The organism is Pontibacter ruber (genome assembly GCF_023630205.1).
Lineage (GTDB): Bacteria > Bacteroidota > Bacteroidia > Cytophagales > Hymenobacteraceae > Pontibacter > Pontibacter ruber.
This window is the reverse complement of record NZ_JALPRR010000002.1, coordinates 754,609-770,557: the sequence shown is the minus strand read 5'-3', so window position 1 is coordinate 770,557 and position 15,949 is coordinate 754,609. Positions and strand designations below refer to the sequence as shown.

Sequence of the window (15,949 nt, the reverse complement as noted above, 5' to 3'; positions counted from 1 at the left end):
TTTATTTTTGCAGGTATACTTCAGGAACCGAACCCCAGTCTCCCTCTTATGAAGCGTATTTCTTTTATTTTCTGCCTGCTTTTGATCTGCAGTGGTCTGTATGCTCAGAAGTATAGTTTTAAAATAGCCAAACTGAAGTATAACGGGGGTGGCGACTGGTATGCCAACAAAACCTCACTCCCGAACCTGATCCGGTTCTGCAACCAGAACCTGAGCATGAACATTGCCCCGGAAGAGGCCGTGGTTGAAGTAGGTAGCCCGGAATTATTCAGCTACCCGTTCGTGCACATGACGGGCCACGGGAACGTAGTTTTTTCGGATGCCGAGGCGCAGAACCTGCGCAACTACCTCATCAGCGGGGGCTTTCTGCACATTGACGACAACTATGGCCTCGACAAGTACATCCGCAAAGAGATGAAGAAGGTTTTTCCGGAATACGAGTTTGTAGAGTTGCCTTTTACGCACCCGATCTACCACCAGAAATATCCTTTCAAGAATGGATTGCCCAAGATACACGAGCATGACAACAAACCGCCACAAGGCTTTGGCATTATACACGAAGGTCACCTGGTGTGCTTTTATACTTATGAAACCGACTTGGGCAACGGCTGGGAAGATCAGGAGGTATACAACGATCCGGAGGATAAACGGCAGCAGGCATTGCGTATGGGTGCTAACATACTTGCCTATGCCCTCACACAGTTTATGTAAGTCCAGAAGTACTCTCAAAAGTATAAATGCGAAAGGCCGCTGTACAAGCGGCCTTTCGCATTTATACTTTTCTGCTGTTGTGGTTAAAACTTTGGTTTAAGTATCTCAGAAAGTATCACAGCGTCTCTAACAGTAGCCGGGTTTCGCAACAGGGCAGCATACTTGTTTTCGGCAACTACCGGCTTTTGCACATAGGCTTCAAACTCAGGAATACGGCGTAGCTGCGCTCGTTTTGTTGCCTCCTTCGCTTCCACGGGGTTCTCCAATGACAAGGTCCGTTGCGGAATCTCATATTTCGATAGTATAGGCTCTGGCTTTGCTTCCCTGACTGGACTTTCTGTTATCGTTCTGGCTTCTTCCCGGGCACGCTCCAATTTAGGCTGCAGCTCGCGCAAAATATCTTCAAAAGATGTCGGAGGTACGGCAGGCCTTTGCGGTACAGGTCTTACTGGTTGCTGAGCCACAGACCTTTGCCGGGGGCGCTGTTCTGCAGGCGGGGCAGCTTCATTATTTCCTTTAAAAGCTTTACGCCAGGCATTGAACAGGAAATAAGCAACCGCAGCAAGTATATAAAGTATGATCTTGAAGTCTTCCATGTGCGAGGTCGTGTTAAATCAAATATAGGAAATAGTACCACCTTTTAAAATATATAGAGATATTTGCAGAACAATAATCCGAACTGTAGTGCCGGAAACTCTGCTCCCAAAAGACCAATTAACCGCTAAGGCCACCGGTTAACGCTGGAGCCTGTCCTGATTCTGAAAGGATCCGGCACCTTTCCGTTAGTGCTGTTTATGTGGGGAGGTGTTAGCAGGCGGGAACTCTGGCAACTGAAAGGCAAAGGCTTCTGGGTAATGCTTTTCCTGACTTCTCTGGCCACTTTCTGGTTCATGAGCACGTCTTACACTAGCTATAACCCTATCTCCCTGGATGGGCGCATGTTTAACCTGCTGTTGCCACCATTAGCTCTAGCAGCGGCATGGGGCTTTATGGAAAAACTTCACAACTGGCGCTATACTTTACTTTACTCGGTAGCATTTCTATTGCTGGCACTCTTGCACCGGAATAACCGAAGTCTGCTTTACGGACTGCTGGGCTTATACTTTGCGGGCCATATTGCGCTGCTTCTGTACGGCAGAAACATTTCCTATAAGATCGTAGCACTTGTGCTGGCTGCCGTATTTGCTATCCGACCGGTGTACTTCATGCTCAAGCCGAAAGCATTATACTACAAGGAGCATCAGGCAGCTTTGAATGCCCTACATAACAACAGCCACACAGGCTCAGCACTCGTACTTGCGCCGGTATACTTATACGATGCCATTCCTGTCTACTATGGCTATAAGCCTGTAACTCAGGTTACCTTCCTATGGTTGGGAGTATGACCCAACTTTGTATAAACAGGTTTACCTGATCGAAAACACCGGCATCACTGACCAGCCTTCTTTTGCCGGTACACTTCCCTCCGATTCCCTGCAGGTGCTTTATCCAAACAAAGTGCTGGTGGAGCAATTTGGCCCGATCAGGCTGTACAAGCTAAAATAATTCCGGATTTGCAAGCAGAAAGAACTGCGGTTCCTAATCAAATTAATCTTATTTTTGAATTTAGAATTAAGAGTTTCCGCGAACGCGAATGCAAGTTTCAAGATTAGAAATCAAAGGATTCAAGAGTTTTGGCGACCGGGTCGTCATCAATTTTGATGAGGGCATTACGGGTATAGTTGGCCCGAACGGCTGTGGTAAATCAAACATTGTGGATGCCATCCGCTGGGTGCTGGGCGAGCAGCGCACCCGAAATCTCCGCTCCGACAAGATGGAGAACGTGATCTTTAACGGCTCCAAAACCCGGAAGCCGGTGCAGATGGCCGAAGTATCCATCACCTTCGACAATAACCGGGGCATTCTGCCAACGGAGTACTCGCAGGTTACTGTCACCCGCAAATACTACCGCAACGGCGACAGCGAGTACATGCTCAACGGCGTCACCTGCCGTCTGAAGGATATCAACGAACTCTTCCTGGACACCGGTATCGGCTCCGACAGCTATGCTATTATCGAGCTGAAAATGGTGGACGAGATCCTCAACGACAAGGAAAACTCGCGCCGCCTGCTGTTCGAAGAGGCAGCCGGTATCTCCAAGTTCAAAGTCCGCAAGAAGCAGACGCTGAAGAAGCTGGAGGAAACCGACGCCGACCTGGAGCGTGTGGAGGACGTACTTTTCGAGATCGGCAAGAACATGAAAACGCTGGAGCGCCAGGCAAAGCAGGCCATCCGGTATTTTCAGCTAAAAGAAGACTATAAAAAACACAGCGTCGAGTTTGCGCGGCGCAATATCTCGCAGTTCCAGAACACGCTGCAGCGCCTGGAGCAGGACGTACAGCAGGAAACAGCCCTGAAAGAAGGGTATGTAGCTGCCGTAACGGAAGCAGAAGACGCCATAGCCGACCAGAAAGAAGAGCTGAACGTGACACAGGAGGCGCTTAGCGAGAGCCAGCGCACCATGCAGGTACAAACAGCAAAACTGCGTCAGTTAGAGAACGATATCAAGCTGAAGTCTGAGCGCAGCTTTATGCTGAACGAGCGTATGCTGCAGTTGCGCCAGCAGATCAGCCAGGACACAGCCAACCTCGAATATACCAAGGAAAGTATAACGCAGCTACGCGAAGAGCTGGATGCCGTGCAGGATCAGTTTGCAGAAGCCGAAGAACAGGTAAATGCCCTGAAAGAGCAAGTACAGGAAGCCAACGAGCAGAAACAAACCTTGCAGGAGGCGCACCACGAACTCTCGCAGCAGCAGCGCGAAAAGCAGAACGCCGTATTCCAGCTCCACAAATCGCTGGAGATAAGTGAGGTACAGATACAAAGTATAAATACTGAACTGGAGCGCCTGCAGCAGCAGCAACTAACAGCCGATGAAGACGGCCGCGTGCTGGAAGAACAACTGCAGGAAGCGCAGGAAATACTGGAAGAGCGAACCGCTGAACTGGTGCGCCTGCAGGCCAAAGAGGAAAACCTGCTGCAGCAGATCGAGAAAACCGAAGCGGATATCGATCAGCTGAAAGCACAGCTCGTGGAGCTGAACCGTACGCTTGACTCGCGCCAGAACCAGTACAACCTGACCAAATCGCTGGTAGAGAACATGGAAGGTTTTCCGGAAGCGATCAAGTTCCTGTGCCAGTCCGAGAGCTGGAACAAGCCGGCTCCTCTCCTGTCCGACATCATTGTTAGTGAGCCTGAGTATAAACCGCTTATCGAAAGCTACCTCGAGCCTTACATGAACTTCTTTGTAGTAGAAGAGCTTCAGGATGCCATAGACGCCATTGCCTTGCTGAAGAGCGAAAACAAGGGTCGCGCTAACTTTATCATTCTTTCCGAGATCGAAGAAATGGAGCCTACGGCTACCTTCAGCGAAGGAAGTATGAAAGCGGCCTACGAGGTGGTTTCGGCAGATAAGAAGTACAGCAGCCTGCTAAAGTACATGCTCAACAACGTGTACATTAGCGACGAGTCGGAAGAAGATTTCTCTTCAGAAGATTACCGCACCATCATCCTGAAAGATGGTTCTGCCATTAAAAAACCGCTGAGCCTTTCTGGTGGTTCGGTAGGTTTATTCGACGGCAACCGTTTGGGCCGCAAGCAGAACCTGGACAACCTGGCAAAGGAAGTAGAGGAACTGACCCACCAGGTGGACCTGCTGCAAAGCCGCATTAATACCCAGAACCAGATCCTGCTCAATTACAGAGCCGAGTCACAGAAAGAGGCGATCAAGCAGTTGGAGAAGGAAGTATCCAAACAGCAGCAGGACCTGCTCACGATCCGCATCAAGCACGAGCAGCACCAGCAGAACCGCAAGAACTTCGACCTGAAACAGGCGGAGCTACAGCAGCGCCTGGAAGAGCTTCGGGTACAAAGCCGCGAAGTATCGCCACAGGCGGAGGCCGACCAGCAGGAACTGAAGCGTCTGGAGGAAGAGCTGGCGGTGTATGCCTCGCAGCTGAACCGTCAGCATGAGCAGATTGTCGTTATCTCCGGCATGTACAACAACCAGAACATCCAGTTTCACCAGCTTAAAAACCGCTACGCCAGCCTGCAGCAGGAAATCAGCTATAAGCAAAAGACGGTGGAGACCAACCAGGAGCGGATTGAGGGACTGCGCCAGGAATTCAGTAAGGCTGAAGAGGAGATCGCGCAGGCCGACCAGTTCATAGAAGAGAACGAGGCTGTAGTAGAAGCCATGACTTCGGCTCGCCGCGAGTTCAGCTACGAACTGGAAGAGATCGAGAAGAAGTACTTCAGCCTGCGTGGTGAGCTCGATGAGAAAGAAAAAACCATACGTGAGCTGCAGCGCAAACGCCAGAACTCTGACGAGCTCTTGATGCGTATGCAGCAGACCATCAACGATACCAGGATCAAACTGGTGTCGGTGCAGGAGCGAATGGCCGCTGAGTTTAATTTTACGGAAGAAGACCTGCTCCAATCAGCTCCGGAAAGTGACCTGCTGATTGAGCTAAGTATAGAAGAGCTGACCAAGCACATTGCCGAAGCAAAAACAGCTCTGGACAAAATGGGCCCGGTTAATGCCATGGCAGCCGAAGCTTATACCGAAATAGAAGAGCGTAACCGCTTTATTACCGAGCAGCGCAACGACCTGGTAAATGCCAAGAATGCGCTGATCGACACGATCAACGAGATCGATACGGTGGCGAAGGAGAAGTTCATGGATGCGTTTGAGCAGATCAAGAGGAACTTTATCCTGGTGTTCCGTAGCCTCTTTACCGATGAAGACAACTGCGACCTGGTGATATCAGACCCAAAGAACCCGCTGGAATCGAAGATCGAGATTATGGCACAGCCAAAAGGCAAGCGCCCGCTCACGATCAACCAGTTGTCTGGTGGCGAGAAGACCTTAACAGCTATTTCGCTGCTGTTTTCCATCTATCTGCTTAAGCCGGCGCCGTTCTGTATCTTCGACGAGGTGGATGCGCCGCTGGACGACGCCAACATCGACAAGTTCAACAACATCATCCGTAAGTTCTCCAACGACTCGCAGTTTATCGTGGTAACGCACAACAAGCGTACCATGGCCTCTACGGACGTAATGTATGGCATCACGATGATCGAAGCCGGTATATCACGGGTTATCCCTGTAGATTTAAGGCAGATAGCTTAACTCATTTAAAGTATAAAAATTAGTCAAAACAGAAAAGCCGCTCCTATCGCAGGAGCGGCTTTTCTGTTTTAATACTAAATGAAGTGTAAAGTATGAGCACCTATACTTTACATAATAAACTTACTATTTACTTCTTCTGATGCCGCTCCTGCAGCACAGCCACCACATCTGCCAGTTCTAAACCAGTAGCAGCCAACAACACCAGCAGGTGGTATAACAAATCAGCTGCTTCGCCTTTCATGGTATCCAGTTTACCGGCCACAGCGTCGATCACAGTTTCTACGGCTTCCTCTCCTACTTTCTGGGCTATTTTGTTCACGCCTTTCTCAAAAAGGAAATTGGTATAAGAACCCTCCGCCGGATTGGCTTTGCGATGCTGAATCACTTCTTCCAACTGCGCTATAAATTGAATAGCCTTTGCTCTTCTGGAGGCGTTTTCTTCTCCAAAGCAGCTGGTAGCTCCGGTATGGCAGGTTGGGCCGTTCGGCTTCACTTTTATCAGGAGCGAATCATTATCACAGTCTTCGGCTATACTTACCACCTGCAGCGTGTTGCCAGAGGTTTCACCTTTGGTCCAGAGGCGGTTTTTGGAACGGGAGAAGAACGTTACCAGTCCCTCCTGCTGCGTTTTGTCCAAGGCTTCCTGGTTCATATAGCCGAGCATAAGCACTTGGCTTGTCTGCTCGTCCTGTATCACAGCGGGCACCAATCCGCCCATTTTGTCAAAATCTAATTTCATAAGTTCTGAGTCTCGAGTACTGAGATTTGAGTTTATAATCACTCATTCGCTCAGTCACTCATTCAAAATTATATCCTCACCTCCACGCCCTGTTCTTTCAGGAAACGCTTCAGGTCCGGGATTTCCAGTTCGCGGAAGTGGAACAGGCTGGCTGCCAGAGCGGCGTCGGCGTGTGCTTTGTTAAAAGCGTCTGCAAAGTGCTGCATGTTACCTGCGCCTCCCGAAGCAATAACCGGAACAGATACAGCTTCCGATATCGCCTTGGTTATATCCAACGCAAAGCCTGCTTTGGTACCGTCGTTGTTCATACTTGTCAGCAAAATCTCACCGGCGCCCAGTTCTACTACTTTCTTTGCCCAATCTACAGTTGCCCACTCCGTTTCTACGGTGCCGGCGCGGGTGTATACTTTCCAGCCGGTGGCCTCGGTATACTTGGTGTCGATGGCAACAGTAACGCATTGGCTACCAAAGCGGCTCGCAAGATCCTTTACCAACTGCGGATTTTTGATGGCAGCTGAATTGATGGATACTTTATCAGCACCGGCCTGCAACAGCAGTTCTACATCGGCAACAGCGCTAATGCCACCACCCACCGTGAAAGGAATATCGATGTGGCGGGCAATATCGCGAACGAGCTCGGCAAAGGTTTTGCGTTCTTCGTTGGTAGCGGTGATGTCAAGGAACACCAGTTCGTCGGCGCCCTGTTCTGCGTACCATTTTGCCAGTTCCACCGGGTCGCCCGCGTCGCGGATGTTCTCAAAACGTATGCCTTTTACGGTGCGGCCATCCTTTATATCAAGGCAAGGAATAATGCGTTTGGTTAACATAGGAATCTCTCTAAATCTTTTAATGAAATGGTGCCTTCGTAAATGGCTTTTCCAATAATAGCGCCTTTAACCCCGATCTCCTGCAGTTGCTCCAGGTCTTCTACAGTGGTAACACCGCCGCTGGCAATAATGCCAGCTTCCGGTAGCGTCAATTTCAAATGACGGTAGGTATTGATAGATGGGCCCTGCAGTTTGCCGTCTTTGCTCACATCGGTACAGATGAACAGCTTCGCTCCTGTTTTAACATATCCCGAAATAAAGTCCTGCAGCGGGTATTTGCTCTCTTCGGTCCAGGCACTGATGGCGATGTTGATGCCTTTAAAATCTGCCCCGATGATGATCTTCTCTGGGCTATACTTTATCAGCCAGTTCTTCACCGTTTCCGGTTCGCGCACCGCTATACTTCCGGCCGTGATCTGGGCAGCGCCAGAGTCAAAAGCCTGTTTTACGGCTTCATCCGACTGCAAGCCACCGCCAAAATCTATGGTTAAGCCTGTATTGGTAGCTATACTTTCCAGCACCGCCAGGTTTACCGGTTTCTTGGCACGGGCACCATCCAGGTCCACCAAATGCAGGCGCTTGATGCCATGTGCTTCGAAGCGTTTGGCTACTTCCAGGGGGTTGCTGTCGTAGGTGGTTTGCTGGGCAAAATCGCCTTCGGTCAGGCGCACGCACTGGCCGCCGATTATGTCTATCGCTGGAATGATCTCCATCATAAGGCTAAAAAGTTTTTTAATATTTGAGAGCCGGCAGGTCCGCTTTTTTCCGGGTGGAACTGCGCAGCGTAAAAGTTTTTATAGTGTAAAGCAGCCGAAAAAGGCTCCGGGTACGAGGTCTGGGCGATGGTATACTCTGAAAGAGGCACGTAATAACTATGCACATAGTAGGCATAATCGCCTTCGTTTATACCTGCAAAAAGGGGCGATTGCAGCTTCTCGAGTTGGTTCCAGCCCATGTGCGGCACCTTCAGCTCTGTTTCGAATCGTTTTACCGGCAATGGAATAATGCCCAGCAGCTCAGTATCGCCTTCTTCGGAGTGCTGGCAAAGCAGCTGCATGCCCAGGCACACGCCAAAAAACGGCTGCTCCAGTGTTGGCAGGAGTTTATCCAGGTTGCGGGCTTTCAGCTGAGCCATCGCCGAGGAAGCTTCGCCTACGCCCGGGAAGATCACCTTGTCCGCCGACTTGATGGTTTCGAAGTCGCAGCTCAGGGTGGCATTTATACCTAGCCGCTCCAGTGCAAACATCACCGACTGCACGTTACCTGCCTTGTAATCAACTATAACTAAGTCCATGTTAATTAATTACGAATTAATAATTATGAATTACGAAAGATTTCTAAAGTATCAATCCTGTTCATCCTTAAATTCTGTAAATCCTGATTCAGATAAAAACAAAAAAGCCTGACTCTGGTCGGAGTCAGGCTTTTGGATATATAAGTTTATACTTCTAGCAAATCCATAGGCAAGCGGCTCCGAAACTGTTGCTTCGTGCATGATGATGGTGCATATGAGCCATTGTGCCTTTCATTGCTGCAAATATAAGACAAGTATAGTTCAGGAACTACAAAATCTTGCAATCTCTTTGCTTCACAAGCATTTCAGAATACCGCCAATTAAATTACATTTGAAGTATGAAAAAGACATTGATACTGGCTGGCGTGTTTGCTGTAAGTATAGCGCAGGCACAACAGCGCATGACTCCGGAATTGCTCTGGAAGTTGGGGCGCGTTTCGGCTGAAACGGTAACGCCCGACGGCAAATCGGTTATCTACGGCCTTGGCTATGTGAATATGGAAGAAAACAGCAGCGAGCGCAATCTCTACCGTATTCCTGTTTCTGGCGGACAACCTACCCAAATAACAGCTACAAAAGGTGGCGAAAGTGTAGTTAAAGTTGATAAAGCTACTGGCAATATCATGTACCTGCACAAAGGCCAGCTGTGGCTGCTAACAGGCGGCAAAGGTGAGCCAAAGCAACTGACCAACTTTGAAGGTGGCCTGAGCAATGTGCGTTTCTCGCCTGATGGAAAGTATGTGTTGTTCTCGCGCGAAGTGGAAGTGAAAAATGTGCACAGCACTGATATTTACCCTGAGCTGAAGAAATCGAACGCTTACGTGTACGACGACCTGAATTACCGCCACTGGGATACCTGGGAAGATGGTAAGTTTCAGCACATTTTCTTCGCCCCTTACAACGATGGCAAGATCGGTACGGCAACCGACATCATGAAAGATGAGCCATTTGATACGCCTCAAATGCCGTTTGGTGGCTTGGAAGACATGATCTGGAGCCCGGACAGCAAAGCCATACTTTATGTGAGCAAGAAGAAGTTCGGAAAAGAGTATGCTGTTAGCACCAACACCGACATTTACCGCTACGACATAGCTTCAGGCAAAACAACCAACTTTACGGAGGGCAACATGGGTTACGACACCCATCCAGAATTTTCGGAAGACGCTACTAAAATGGCTTGGTTGGCGATGGACGAAGATGGTAACGAAGCTGATCAGAATGAACTGATTGTTCTCGATACAAAGACCGGCCAGAAGTATAACCTGACCAAAGACTGGGATGAAACTATAAATTCCTTTACCTGGAGCAAAGATGGCAGCAAGATCTGGTTTGTAGCGCCTACCAAAGGTACAATCCAGCTGTTTGAGGTGTCGCTACCGAAAAACCTGGGCAAGTTCTCGGCTAAAAATATAAAGCAGGTTACCAAAGGCCAGTTCGATATCAATGGCATTGCAGGCCAGGCAGGCAACAGCCTGATCGTTTCGCGCGCCGACATGAACCACGCAGCTGAGCTTTTCCGTGTAGACCTGAAAAACGGTAAACTGACGCAGCTGACCAACGTGAACGACGCAATCTACAGCAAGCTATCGCTGAGCAAAGTTGAGCCGCGCGTTACCAAAGCTACAGACGGCCAAGACCTGTTCTCGTGGGTAGTTTATCCGCCTGATTTCGACCCAAACAAGAAATACCCAACACTGCTTTACTGCCAGGGTGGTCCGCAATCAGCCTTAACACAGTATTACTCTTACCGCTGGAACATGCAGCTGATTGCTGCTAATGGTTATATTGTAGTAGCGCCAAACAGACGCGGCATGCCGGGCCACGGCGACGAATGGAATCGCCAGATCAGTGGCGACTGGGGCGGACAAGCCATCCGCGATTACCTGACTGCCATTGATGATGTAGCCAAAGAAAAGTACGTGGACAAAGACAGACTGGGCGCTGTAGGTGCCAGCTATGGCGGTTACTCGGTGTTTATGCTGGCGGGTCTGCACGAAGGCCGTTTCAAAACCTTTATTGCCCACGATGGCTTGTTTGATATGCGGAGCTGGTATGGCACTACCGAAGAGCTTTTCTTTGCCAACAACGAACTAAAAGGCCCTTACTGGGATACCAAAACTCCGCAAGCTTATAAGGAGTTTAACCCGATCGAGCATGCTAACAAATGGAACACGCCAATCCTGATCGTTCAGGGAGGCCAGGACTTCCGGGTGGGTATTGAACAGGGCTTGCAGGCTTTCCAGTTGGCACAGCTCAAAGGCATTAAGAGCCGCCTGTTATACTTACCAGACGAGAACCACTGGGTACTGCAACCGCAAAACGCGATCGTATGGCAGCGTGAGTTCTTTAAATGGTTAGACGAAACGCTGAAAACTAAAAACAACTAAAGTATAAAAGCCCGGTGCAGTTAAGTACCGGGCTTTTTTATTCTATGTATGAAACTGCCCCTTTGAGGGCAGGGTCATTTCACTCTTTTTTCTGTCATCCTGAAAGGTTCTTGTGTGCCAGTAGCGAAAGCTTGACCTCCCTTCCACCAAGTTTCTTAACAGAATGACAGTATATTTGGTCATAAGATTTAAGAATACAACACCCCTCTAACTCCCCTCAAGGGAAGAATTTTCTTCAGAATTAAAAACTCTATTCGCTGGCGCGGATCTGTGATCCGTGACTTGTTATATGTCGGATTTGTAATCCGATTGGGCCAGAGACCCAACTATAGTTCATCACGAGCGAGGACACTCGCGCCATAGATTATCTAAAAACTCTCCCTTAAAGCATAAGCCTGGCGCATGCGTCTAATCAGCCTTTCTGATTCCTTAAAATTTAACGTCTGCTGACCATCTGAGAAAGCTTCTTCCGGCTTCTGGTGCGTTTCGTAGATCACGCCATCAGCCCCTGCCATTACAGCTGCCAACGACATTTCTTCTACATAATCGCGCAAGCCGATACCATGCGATGGATCAACTATAACTGGCAGGTGTGTTTTAGCTTTCAGCACTGGTACTGCATTTAAATCCAACACATTCCGATAGGAGTTTTCATAAGAGCGGATACCGCGCTCGCACAGCATGATCTTTTCGTTTCCGTTAGAGAAGATGTATTCAGCAGCCTGTAGCAATTCTTCGAGTGTACCGGAAATACCGCGCTTTAACAACACCGGCTTTTGCGCTGCTCCTAAGGAATCCAGCAGGTTAAAGTTCTGGCTGTTTCGCGCTCCTACCTGGAACACATCCACATAATCGATCATGTCTTCGATCTGCGATACCTGCATGACCTCGGTAATAATCTTGATACCGTTCTCGCGGCAAATGCGGTGGAACATCTGCAATCCTTCTAAACCCAAACCACGGAAAGCATACGGCGAACTGCGCGGCTTGAACACCCCGCCACGCATGATCTTCACGTTGTTTTCTACCAGGTGCTGCACTACCAGCTCTATCTGCTTTTCACTTTCGATAGAGCACGGGCCGGCCATAATACTGAACTGACCTTCGCCAATCACCACGCCATCACCTAGGTCAATGCGGGTAGGTTCAACTTTCCATTTGCGAGAGATCAGTTTATATTCATCCGACACGCGGTGAATGTCTGCTACGCCAGGCAACTGGCCAATAGTACGAATATCAAAATCTTTCTTGCCAATGCCTACGATGTAATGGCCTTCCTGCGTCAGTACTTCGTTGCCCTTAAAGCCGACAGCCTTAATCTGCTGCAGGATATTTTCTTTTAGTTCAGCAGGTATACCTTGCTGCAATTGTATGATCATACTTCTTGTTTAATACCTTGGATGAATGTCTGGATGTTTTGCTCAAGGCTACCTTCCTGCGCCAATGCTTTGATAAAAGCACTGCCTATGATGGCACCCCGTGCGTGGTTACAGGCTTGTGAAAACGTATCGCGGTTGTGAATACCAAAGCCGATCATGCCCGGGTTCCGAAGCCCCATCTGCCCTACCCGCTGAAAATAATCTGTATTAGCAACCGCTTGGCCATTCGTGCTACCTGTTACCGAAGCCGAAGAAACCATGTATACAAAACCATTGGTGTGGCTGTCGATCTCACGGATACGCTGCTCCGGCGTTTGTGGCGTAATCAGGAAGATCTTGCTCAGGTTATTCTGCTCAAACAACTCCGTATACTCCCGCACATAATCTGAAAGCGGCAGGTCCGGAAGTATAATGCCGTCTATACCAATTTCTCTGGCTTTCTGGCAGAAACGTTCCACACCGTACTGCATAACCGGGTTCAGGTAGCCCATCAGCACCAGCGGGATCTGGGTGTGCTTGCGGATGTTTTTTAACTGCTCAAACAGCTTCGGAATGGTCATGCCATTACGTAAGGCAATTTCGCTGCTCTGTTGTATGGTAGGTCCGTCAGCCAGAGGATCTGAAAAAGGCATACCTACCTCGATCAGGTCTACACCATTCTTTTCCAGCTCTAGAATGATCGGAACAGTATCTTCCAGGTTCGGATAACCAGCCGTAAAGTATACCGACAGCAGCCCCTGTGGCTTCTGTTCAAAGAGTGTCTTTATTCTATTTTCCATGGAGATCAAATCTGTCTAAGTAGGTGGTTAAATCTTTGTCGCCACGGCCGGAAAGGTTTACGACTATAGTTTCGTCCGGCTTCGCACCGATTCTTCCAAGAGCTGCCAAAGCGTGCGCGCTTTCCAAAGCAGGGATTATACCTTCCAGTCTTGTCAGTTCGAGCACCGCCTGCAACGCCTCGTCGTCGGTTATACTTTCAAAAATAGCGCGGCCGGACTGGTGCAGGTGCGCATGCAAAGGACCTACGCCAGGATAATCGAGACCTGCCGAGATAGAGTAAGGCTCTGTTACCTGTCCGTCTTCTGTCTGCATAAGTAAAGTACGACTGCCGTGTATAATGCCTTCTCTGCCAAGCACCGACGTAGCTGCCGATTCACCGGAATCTACGCCTAAACCTGCTGCTTCAACGGCTACCAGTTTCACTTCCGGCGTATCCAGGTAATGATAGAAAGCGCCTGCTGCGTTGCTGCCACCACCCACACAAGCCACTACATAATCCGGGTTCTCGTTGCCGGTTTTCTCCTTAAGCTGTGCTTTTATCTCTTCTGAGATCACAGATTGGAAACGCGCCACCATGTCAGGGTAAGGGTGTGGACCTACTACTGAACCAATGATGTAATAAGTGTCTTCGGGGTTGTTGATCCAGTCGCGGATAGCTTCGTTGGTGGCGTCTTTCAAAGTTTTGCTTCCGCTTGTAGCAGGCACTACAGTAGCACCTAACATTTTCATCCTGGCTACATTAGGTGCCTGGCGTTGAATGTCTACTTCACCCATATACACGATACACTCCAGCCCCATCAGCGCACAAACCGTAGCCGTAGCCACACCATGCTGACCGGCACCCGTTTCGGCTATAATGCGTTTTTTGCCAAGCCGCTTTGCCATCAGTACCTGCCCCACGGTGTTGTTGATCTTGTGCGCGCCAGTATGGTTCAGGTCTTCGCGTTTCAGGTAGATGTTGGTGTTATACTTCTCGGACAAGCGTTTGGCAAAGTATAGCGGTGTCGGGCGACCTACATAATCTTTCAGCAAAGCCTGCAGTTCTTCCTGGAAATCCGGCTCCGCCATGATCTTCAGGTAATTCTGGCGCAGCTCCTCCACGTTCGGGTAGAGCATTTCTGGTATGTAAGCACCACCGAATTTGCCGTAGAAGCCGTTTTCGTCAACGTTATAGTTTATCATCTTATTTCTTCTCTTTAATATAATTGATCAGCTCCTTCACCTTCTTTACATCCTTCAGCCCCGGCTCTAGCTCAAAGCCGCTGTTTACATCAAGGGCAAACGGTTTCGGCCAGATCTTTTTAAATTCCCGGCTTTTCAGGTTTTCCAGATTCAGGCCTCCGCTCAGGAAGTATGGTTTGTCAGAAAGATAACCTTTCAGTATTTCCCAATCGAAGACAGTTCCGTTACCACCGTAGTTGTTGCCACGGGTGTCGAACAGGAAAAAGTCGCAGTACCTTTCGTAGAGCAGCACATTTTCAAAGACAAAGCTATCATCTACCGAAAAGGCCTTTATTACTTCTAAGCCAGCTTCTTGTAGTTCTTTGCATTGTCTTGGAGTTTCACGGCCGTGCAGCTGTACCACATCCAGTTTATACTTTCGGGCTGTGCCAAGTATAACTTCAGTGGATTCATTCACGAACACACCTACCTTTTTTATACTTGCCGGCAATTCGTCTAATAGCTCTGGTGTTATAATACCTTCACAATAGCGTTTGGATCCTTCATAAAAGATGAAGCCCATATAATCCGGCTGAAGTGCGGCTATTTGCTTCAGGTTATCGGGTTCGCGCATGCCGCATACTTTTACCTTCATACTACCTGTGCTTTAAGCTCCTGTAACTGGCGCAGTTCTTTTACAAAAGCAGCGGCAGCGCGCTCAGGACGGCTATCCGTCATAAAGGTCTCGCCGATCAGGAAGCCGTTGTAGCCTGCCTGCTGCAGCTCAACCAGTGTTTGCGCCTGGCTCAGGCCACTCTCCGAAACTTTGGTAATACCAGCCGGAATGTACTGCGCCAGCTCAAACGATAAGCCTACATCCGTCTTAAATGTTTTCAGGTTGCGGTTGTTGACGCCAACTACTGTTACCAATTCGTTCAGCGTCTTGTCCAATTCTTCTTTATTATGTACCTCCAGAAGTACTTCCAGGCCAAACGAGCGTGCAAAAGCAGCAAGTTCTTTCAAACGGACAGGCTCAAGAGCAGCTGCTATAAGAAGTATAGCGTCGGCACCGATAGACTTCGCTTCCACGATCTGGTACTCATCCACCATAAAATCTTTGCGCAGGATCGGGCAGAAATTATACTTGCGGGCCGTTACAAGGTCTTCGTTCTTGCCGCCAAAGTAGTTGGTATCGGTAAGGATAGACAAAGCCGAAGCGCCTGCCTGCATGTAGCCAATAGAGGTGCGCTCCACCGACACATAAGGATTGATATCGCCTTTGGATGGGGACTTGCGCTTGATTTCGGCAATGATTCCACTCTTGTCCGGGCGCAGCAGGTAACGCTCCAGCGACAGGCACGGTGTTTCAAAGTATAAACTCTTCTCTAGCAGCTTTACCGGGTATAGCTCTTTGCGCTCGGCTACTTCTTTGTATTTATGGGCGATGATTTCGTCGAGTATGTTCATGTCTTTTGATTTGTAAATTTGGAGATGTGGAGGT

At 49.0% G+C, this 15,949-nt stretch carries 15 protein-coding genes; 5 read left to right on the top strand and 10 right to left on the bottom strand.

Translation table 11 applies throughout. The features are described 5' to 3' along the window. Positions 1–48: 48 nt before the first annotated feature. Positions 49–711: a DUF4159 domain-containing protein gene (locus MJ611_RS10110; RefSeq protein ID WP_250429649.1), complete on the top strand. Its 663-nt coding sequence runs from the start codon at positions 49–51 to the stop codon at positions 709–711. A gap of 83 nt (positions 712–794) precedes the next feature. Here MJ611_RS10110 and MJ611_RS10105 read toward each other — a convergent pair whose 3' ends face one another. Continuing rightward, positions 795–1,307, bottom strand: coding sequence for a hypothetical protein (locus MJ611_RS10105; protein WP_250429648.1), 513 nt, complete (start codon positions 1,305–1,307; stop codon positions 795–797). 198 nt (positions 1,308–1,505) lie between these two features. Here MJ611_RS10105 and MJ611_RS10100 point away from each other — a divergent pair, with 198 nt between their 5' ends. The 3 genes from MJ611_RS10100 (at position 1,506) to smc (ending at position 5,881) form a co-directional block, all read left to right on the top strand. Further along, positions 1,506–2,096 carry a hypothetical protein gene (locus MJ611_RS10100; RefSeq protein ID WP_250429647.1) on the top strand — a complete coding sequence of 197 codons (591 nt, stop codon included), beginning with the start codon at positions 1,506–1,508 and terminating at the stop codon, positions 2,094–2,096. 7 nt (positions 2,097–2,103) lie between these two features. After that, the gene (locus tag MJ611_RS10095) at positions 2,104–2,256 is read left to right on the top strand and encodes a hypothetical protein (RefSeq protein WP_250429646.1); all 153 of its coding nucleotides are present in this window, start codon (positions 2,104–2,106) and stop codon (positions 2,254–2,256) included. Between the two features lie 88 nt (positions 2,257–2,344). Further along, on the top strand, positions 2,345–5,881 hold the full coding sequence (smc, locus tag MJ611_RS10090) for a chromosome segregation protein SMC (protein WP_250429645.1): 3,537 nt from the start codon (positions 2,345–2,347) through the stop codon (positions 5,879–5,881). 127 nt (positions 5,882–6,008) lie between these two features. Here the strand turns inward: smc and hisIE are convergent, their stop codons facing one another. From hisIE to hisH, 4 genes are read right to left on the bottom strand one after another with little or no spacing between them, the layout of a single operon-like run. Beyond that, on the bottom strand, positions 6,009–6,656 hold the full coding sequence (gene hisIE, locus MJ611_RS10085) for a bifunctional phosphoribosyl-AMP cyclohydrolase/phosphoribosyl-ATP diphosphatase HisIE (protein WP_317233142.1): 648 nt from the start codon (positions 6,654–6,656) through the stop codon (positions 6,009–6,011). A 32-nt stretch (positions 6,657–6,688) separates the two neighbouring features. After that, complete coding sequence (hisF, locus tag MJ611_RS10080) at positions 6,689–7,447, bottom strand: imidazole glycerol phosphate synthase subunit HisF (protein WP_250429643.1); 759 nt, start codon at positions 7,445–7,447, stop codon at positions 6,689–6,691. Continuing rightward, the gene (hisA, locus tag MJ611_RS10075; RefSeq protein WP_250429642.1) at positions 7,441–8,163 is read right to left on the bottom strand and encodes a 1-(5-phosphoribosyl)-5-[(5-phosphoribosylamino)methylideneamino]imidazole-4-carboxamide isomerase; all 723 of its coding nucleotides are present in this window, start codon (positions 8,161–8,163) and stop codon (positions 7,441–7,443) included. Before hisA ends, hisF begins: the two co-directional genes overlap by 7 nt. Continuing rightward, on the bottom strand, positions 8,160–8,741 hold the full coding sequence (hisH, locus tag MJ611_RS10070; protein ID WP_250429641.1) for an imidazole glycerol phosphate synthase subunit HisH: 582 nt from the start codon (positions 8,739–8,741) through the stop codon (positions 8,160–8,162). Before hisH ends, hisA begins: the two co-directional genes overlap by 4 nt. A gap of 338 nt (positions 8,742–9,079) precedes the next feature. Between hisH and MJ611_RS10065 the strand changes: the two genes are divergently transcribed. Then, positions 9,080–11,128: a S9 family peptidase gene (locus MJ611_RS10065; protein ID WP_250429640.1), complete on the top strand. Its 2,049-nt coding sequence runs from the start codon at positions 9,080–9,082 to the stop codon at positions 11,126–11,128. A gap of 368 nt (positions 11,129–11,496) precedes the next feature. Here the strand turns inward: MJ611_RS10065 and MJ611_RS10060 are convergent, their stop codons facing one another. The 5 genes from MJ611_RS10060 to trpC are packed head-to-tail and all read right to left on the bottom strand — an operon-like array spanning position 11,497 to position 15,915. Beyond that, entirely contained in the window at positions 11,497–12,507 is a 1,011-nt protein-coding gene (locus MJ611_RS10060; RefSeq protein WP_250429639.1) for a bifunctional 3-deoxy-7-phosphoheptulonate synthase/chorismate mutase, read from the bottom strand. Next, the gene (trpA, locus tag MJ611_RS10055; protein ID WP_250429638.1) at positions 12,504–13,286 is read right to left on the bottom strand and encodes a tryptophan synthase subunit alpha; all 783 of its coding nucleotides are present in this window, start codon (positions 13,284–13,286) and stop codon (positions 12,504–12,506) included. The genes MJ611_RS10060 and trpA overlap by 4 nt, the downstream gene beginning before the upstream one ends. Then, complete coding sequence (gene trpB, locus MJ611_RS10050; RefSeq protein WP_250429637.1) at positions 13,276–14,469, bottom strand: tryptophan synthase subunit beta; 1,194 nt, start codon at positions 14,467–14,469, stop codon at positions 13,276–13,278. Before trpB ends, trpA begins: the two co-directional genes overlap by 11 nt. A gap of 1 nt (position 14,470) precedes the next feature. After that, positions 14,471–15,103, bottom strand: coding sequence for a phosphoribosylanthranilate isomerase (locus MJ611_RS10045; RefSeq protein ID WP_250429636.1), 633 nt, complete (start codon positions 15,101–15,103; stop codon positions 14,471–14,473). Beyond that, positions 15,100–15,915, bottom strand: coding sequence for an indole-3-glycerol phosphate synthase TrpC (trpC, locus tag MJ611_RS10040; protein WP_250429635.1), 816 nt, complete (start codon positions 15,913–15,915; stop codon positions 15,100–15,102). Before trpC ends, MJ611_RS10045 begins: the two co-directional genes overlap by 4 nt. Between the last annotated feature and the right edge of the window lie 34 nt (positions 15,916–15,949).

Coding starts and splice junctions, on each gene's coding strand:
- MJ611_RS10110 (WP_250429649.1), top strand. CDS start 49: ATGAAGCGTATTTCTTTTATTTTCTGCCTGCTTTTGATCTGCAGTGGT.
- MJ611_RS10105 (WP_250429648.1), bottom strand. CDS start 1,307: ATGGAAGACTTCAAGATCATACTTTATATACTTGCTGCGGTTGCTTAT.
- MJ611_RS10100 (WP_250429647.1), top strand. CDS start 1,506: ATGTGGGGAGGTGTTAGCAGGCGGGAACTCTGGCAACTGAAAGGCAAA.
- smc (WP_250429645.1), top strand. CDS start 2,345: ATGCAAGTTTCAAGATTAGAAATCAAAGGATTCAAGAGTTTTGGCGAC.
- hisF (WP_250429643.1), bottom strand. CDS start 7,447: ATGTTAACCAAACGCATTATTCCTTGCCTTGATATAAAGGATGGCCGC.
- hisA (WP_250429642.1), bottom strand. CDS start 8,163: ATGATGGAGATCATTCCAGCGATAGACATAATCGGCGGCCAGTGCGTG.
- hisH (WP_250429641.1), bottom strand. CDS start 8,741: ATGGACTTAGTTATAGTTGATTACAAGGCAGGTAACGTGCAGTCGGTG.
- MJ611_RS10065 (WP_250429640.1), top strand. CDS start 9,080: ATGAAAAAGACATTGATACTGGCTGGCGTGTTTGCTGTAAGTATAGCG.
- MJ611_RS10060 (WP_250429639.1), bottom strand. CDS start 12,507: ATGATCATACAATTGCAGCAAGGTATACCTGCTGAACTAAAAGAAAAT.
- trpA (WP_250429638.1), bottom strand. CDS start 13,286: ATGGAAAATAGAATAAAGACACTCTTTGAACAGAAGCCACAGGGGCTG.
- trpB (WP_250429637.1), bottom strand. CDS start 14,469: ATGATAAACTATAACGTTGACGAAAACGGCTTCTACGGCAAATTCGGT.
- MJ611_RS10045 (WP_250429636.1), bottom strand. CDS start 15,103: ATGAAGGTAAAAGTATGCGGCATGCGCGAACCCGATAACCTGAAGCAA.
- trpC (WP_250429635.1), bottom strand. CDS start 15,915: ATGAACATACTCGACGAAATCATCGCCCATAAATACAAAGAAGTAGCC.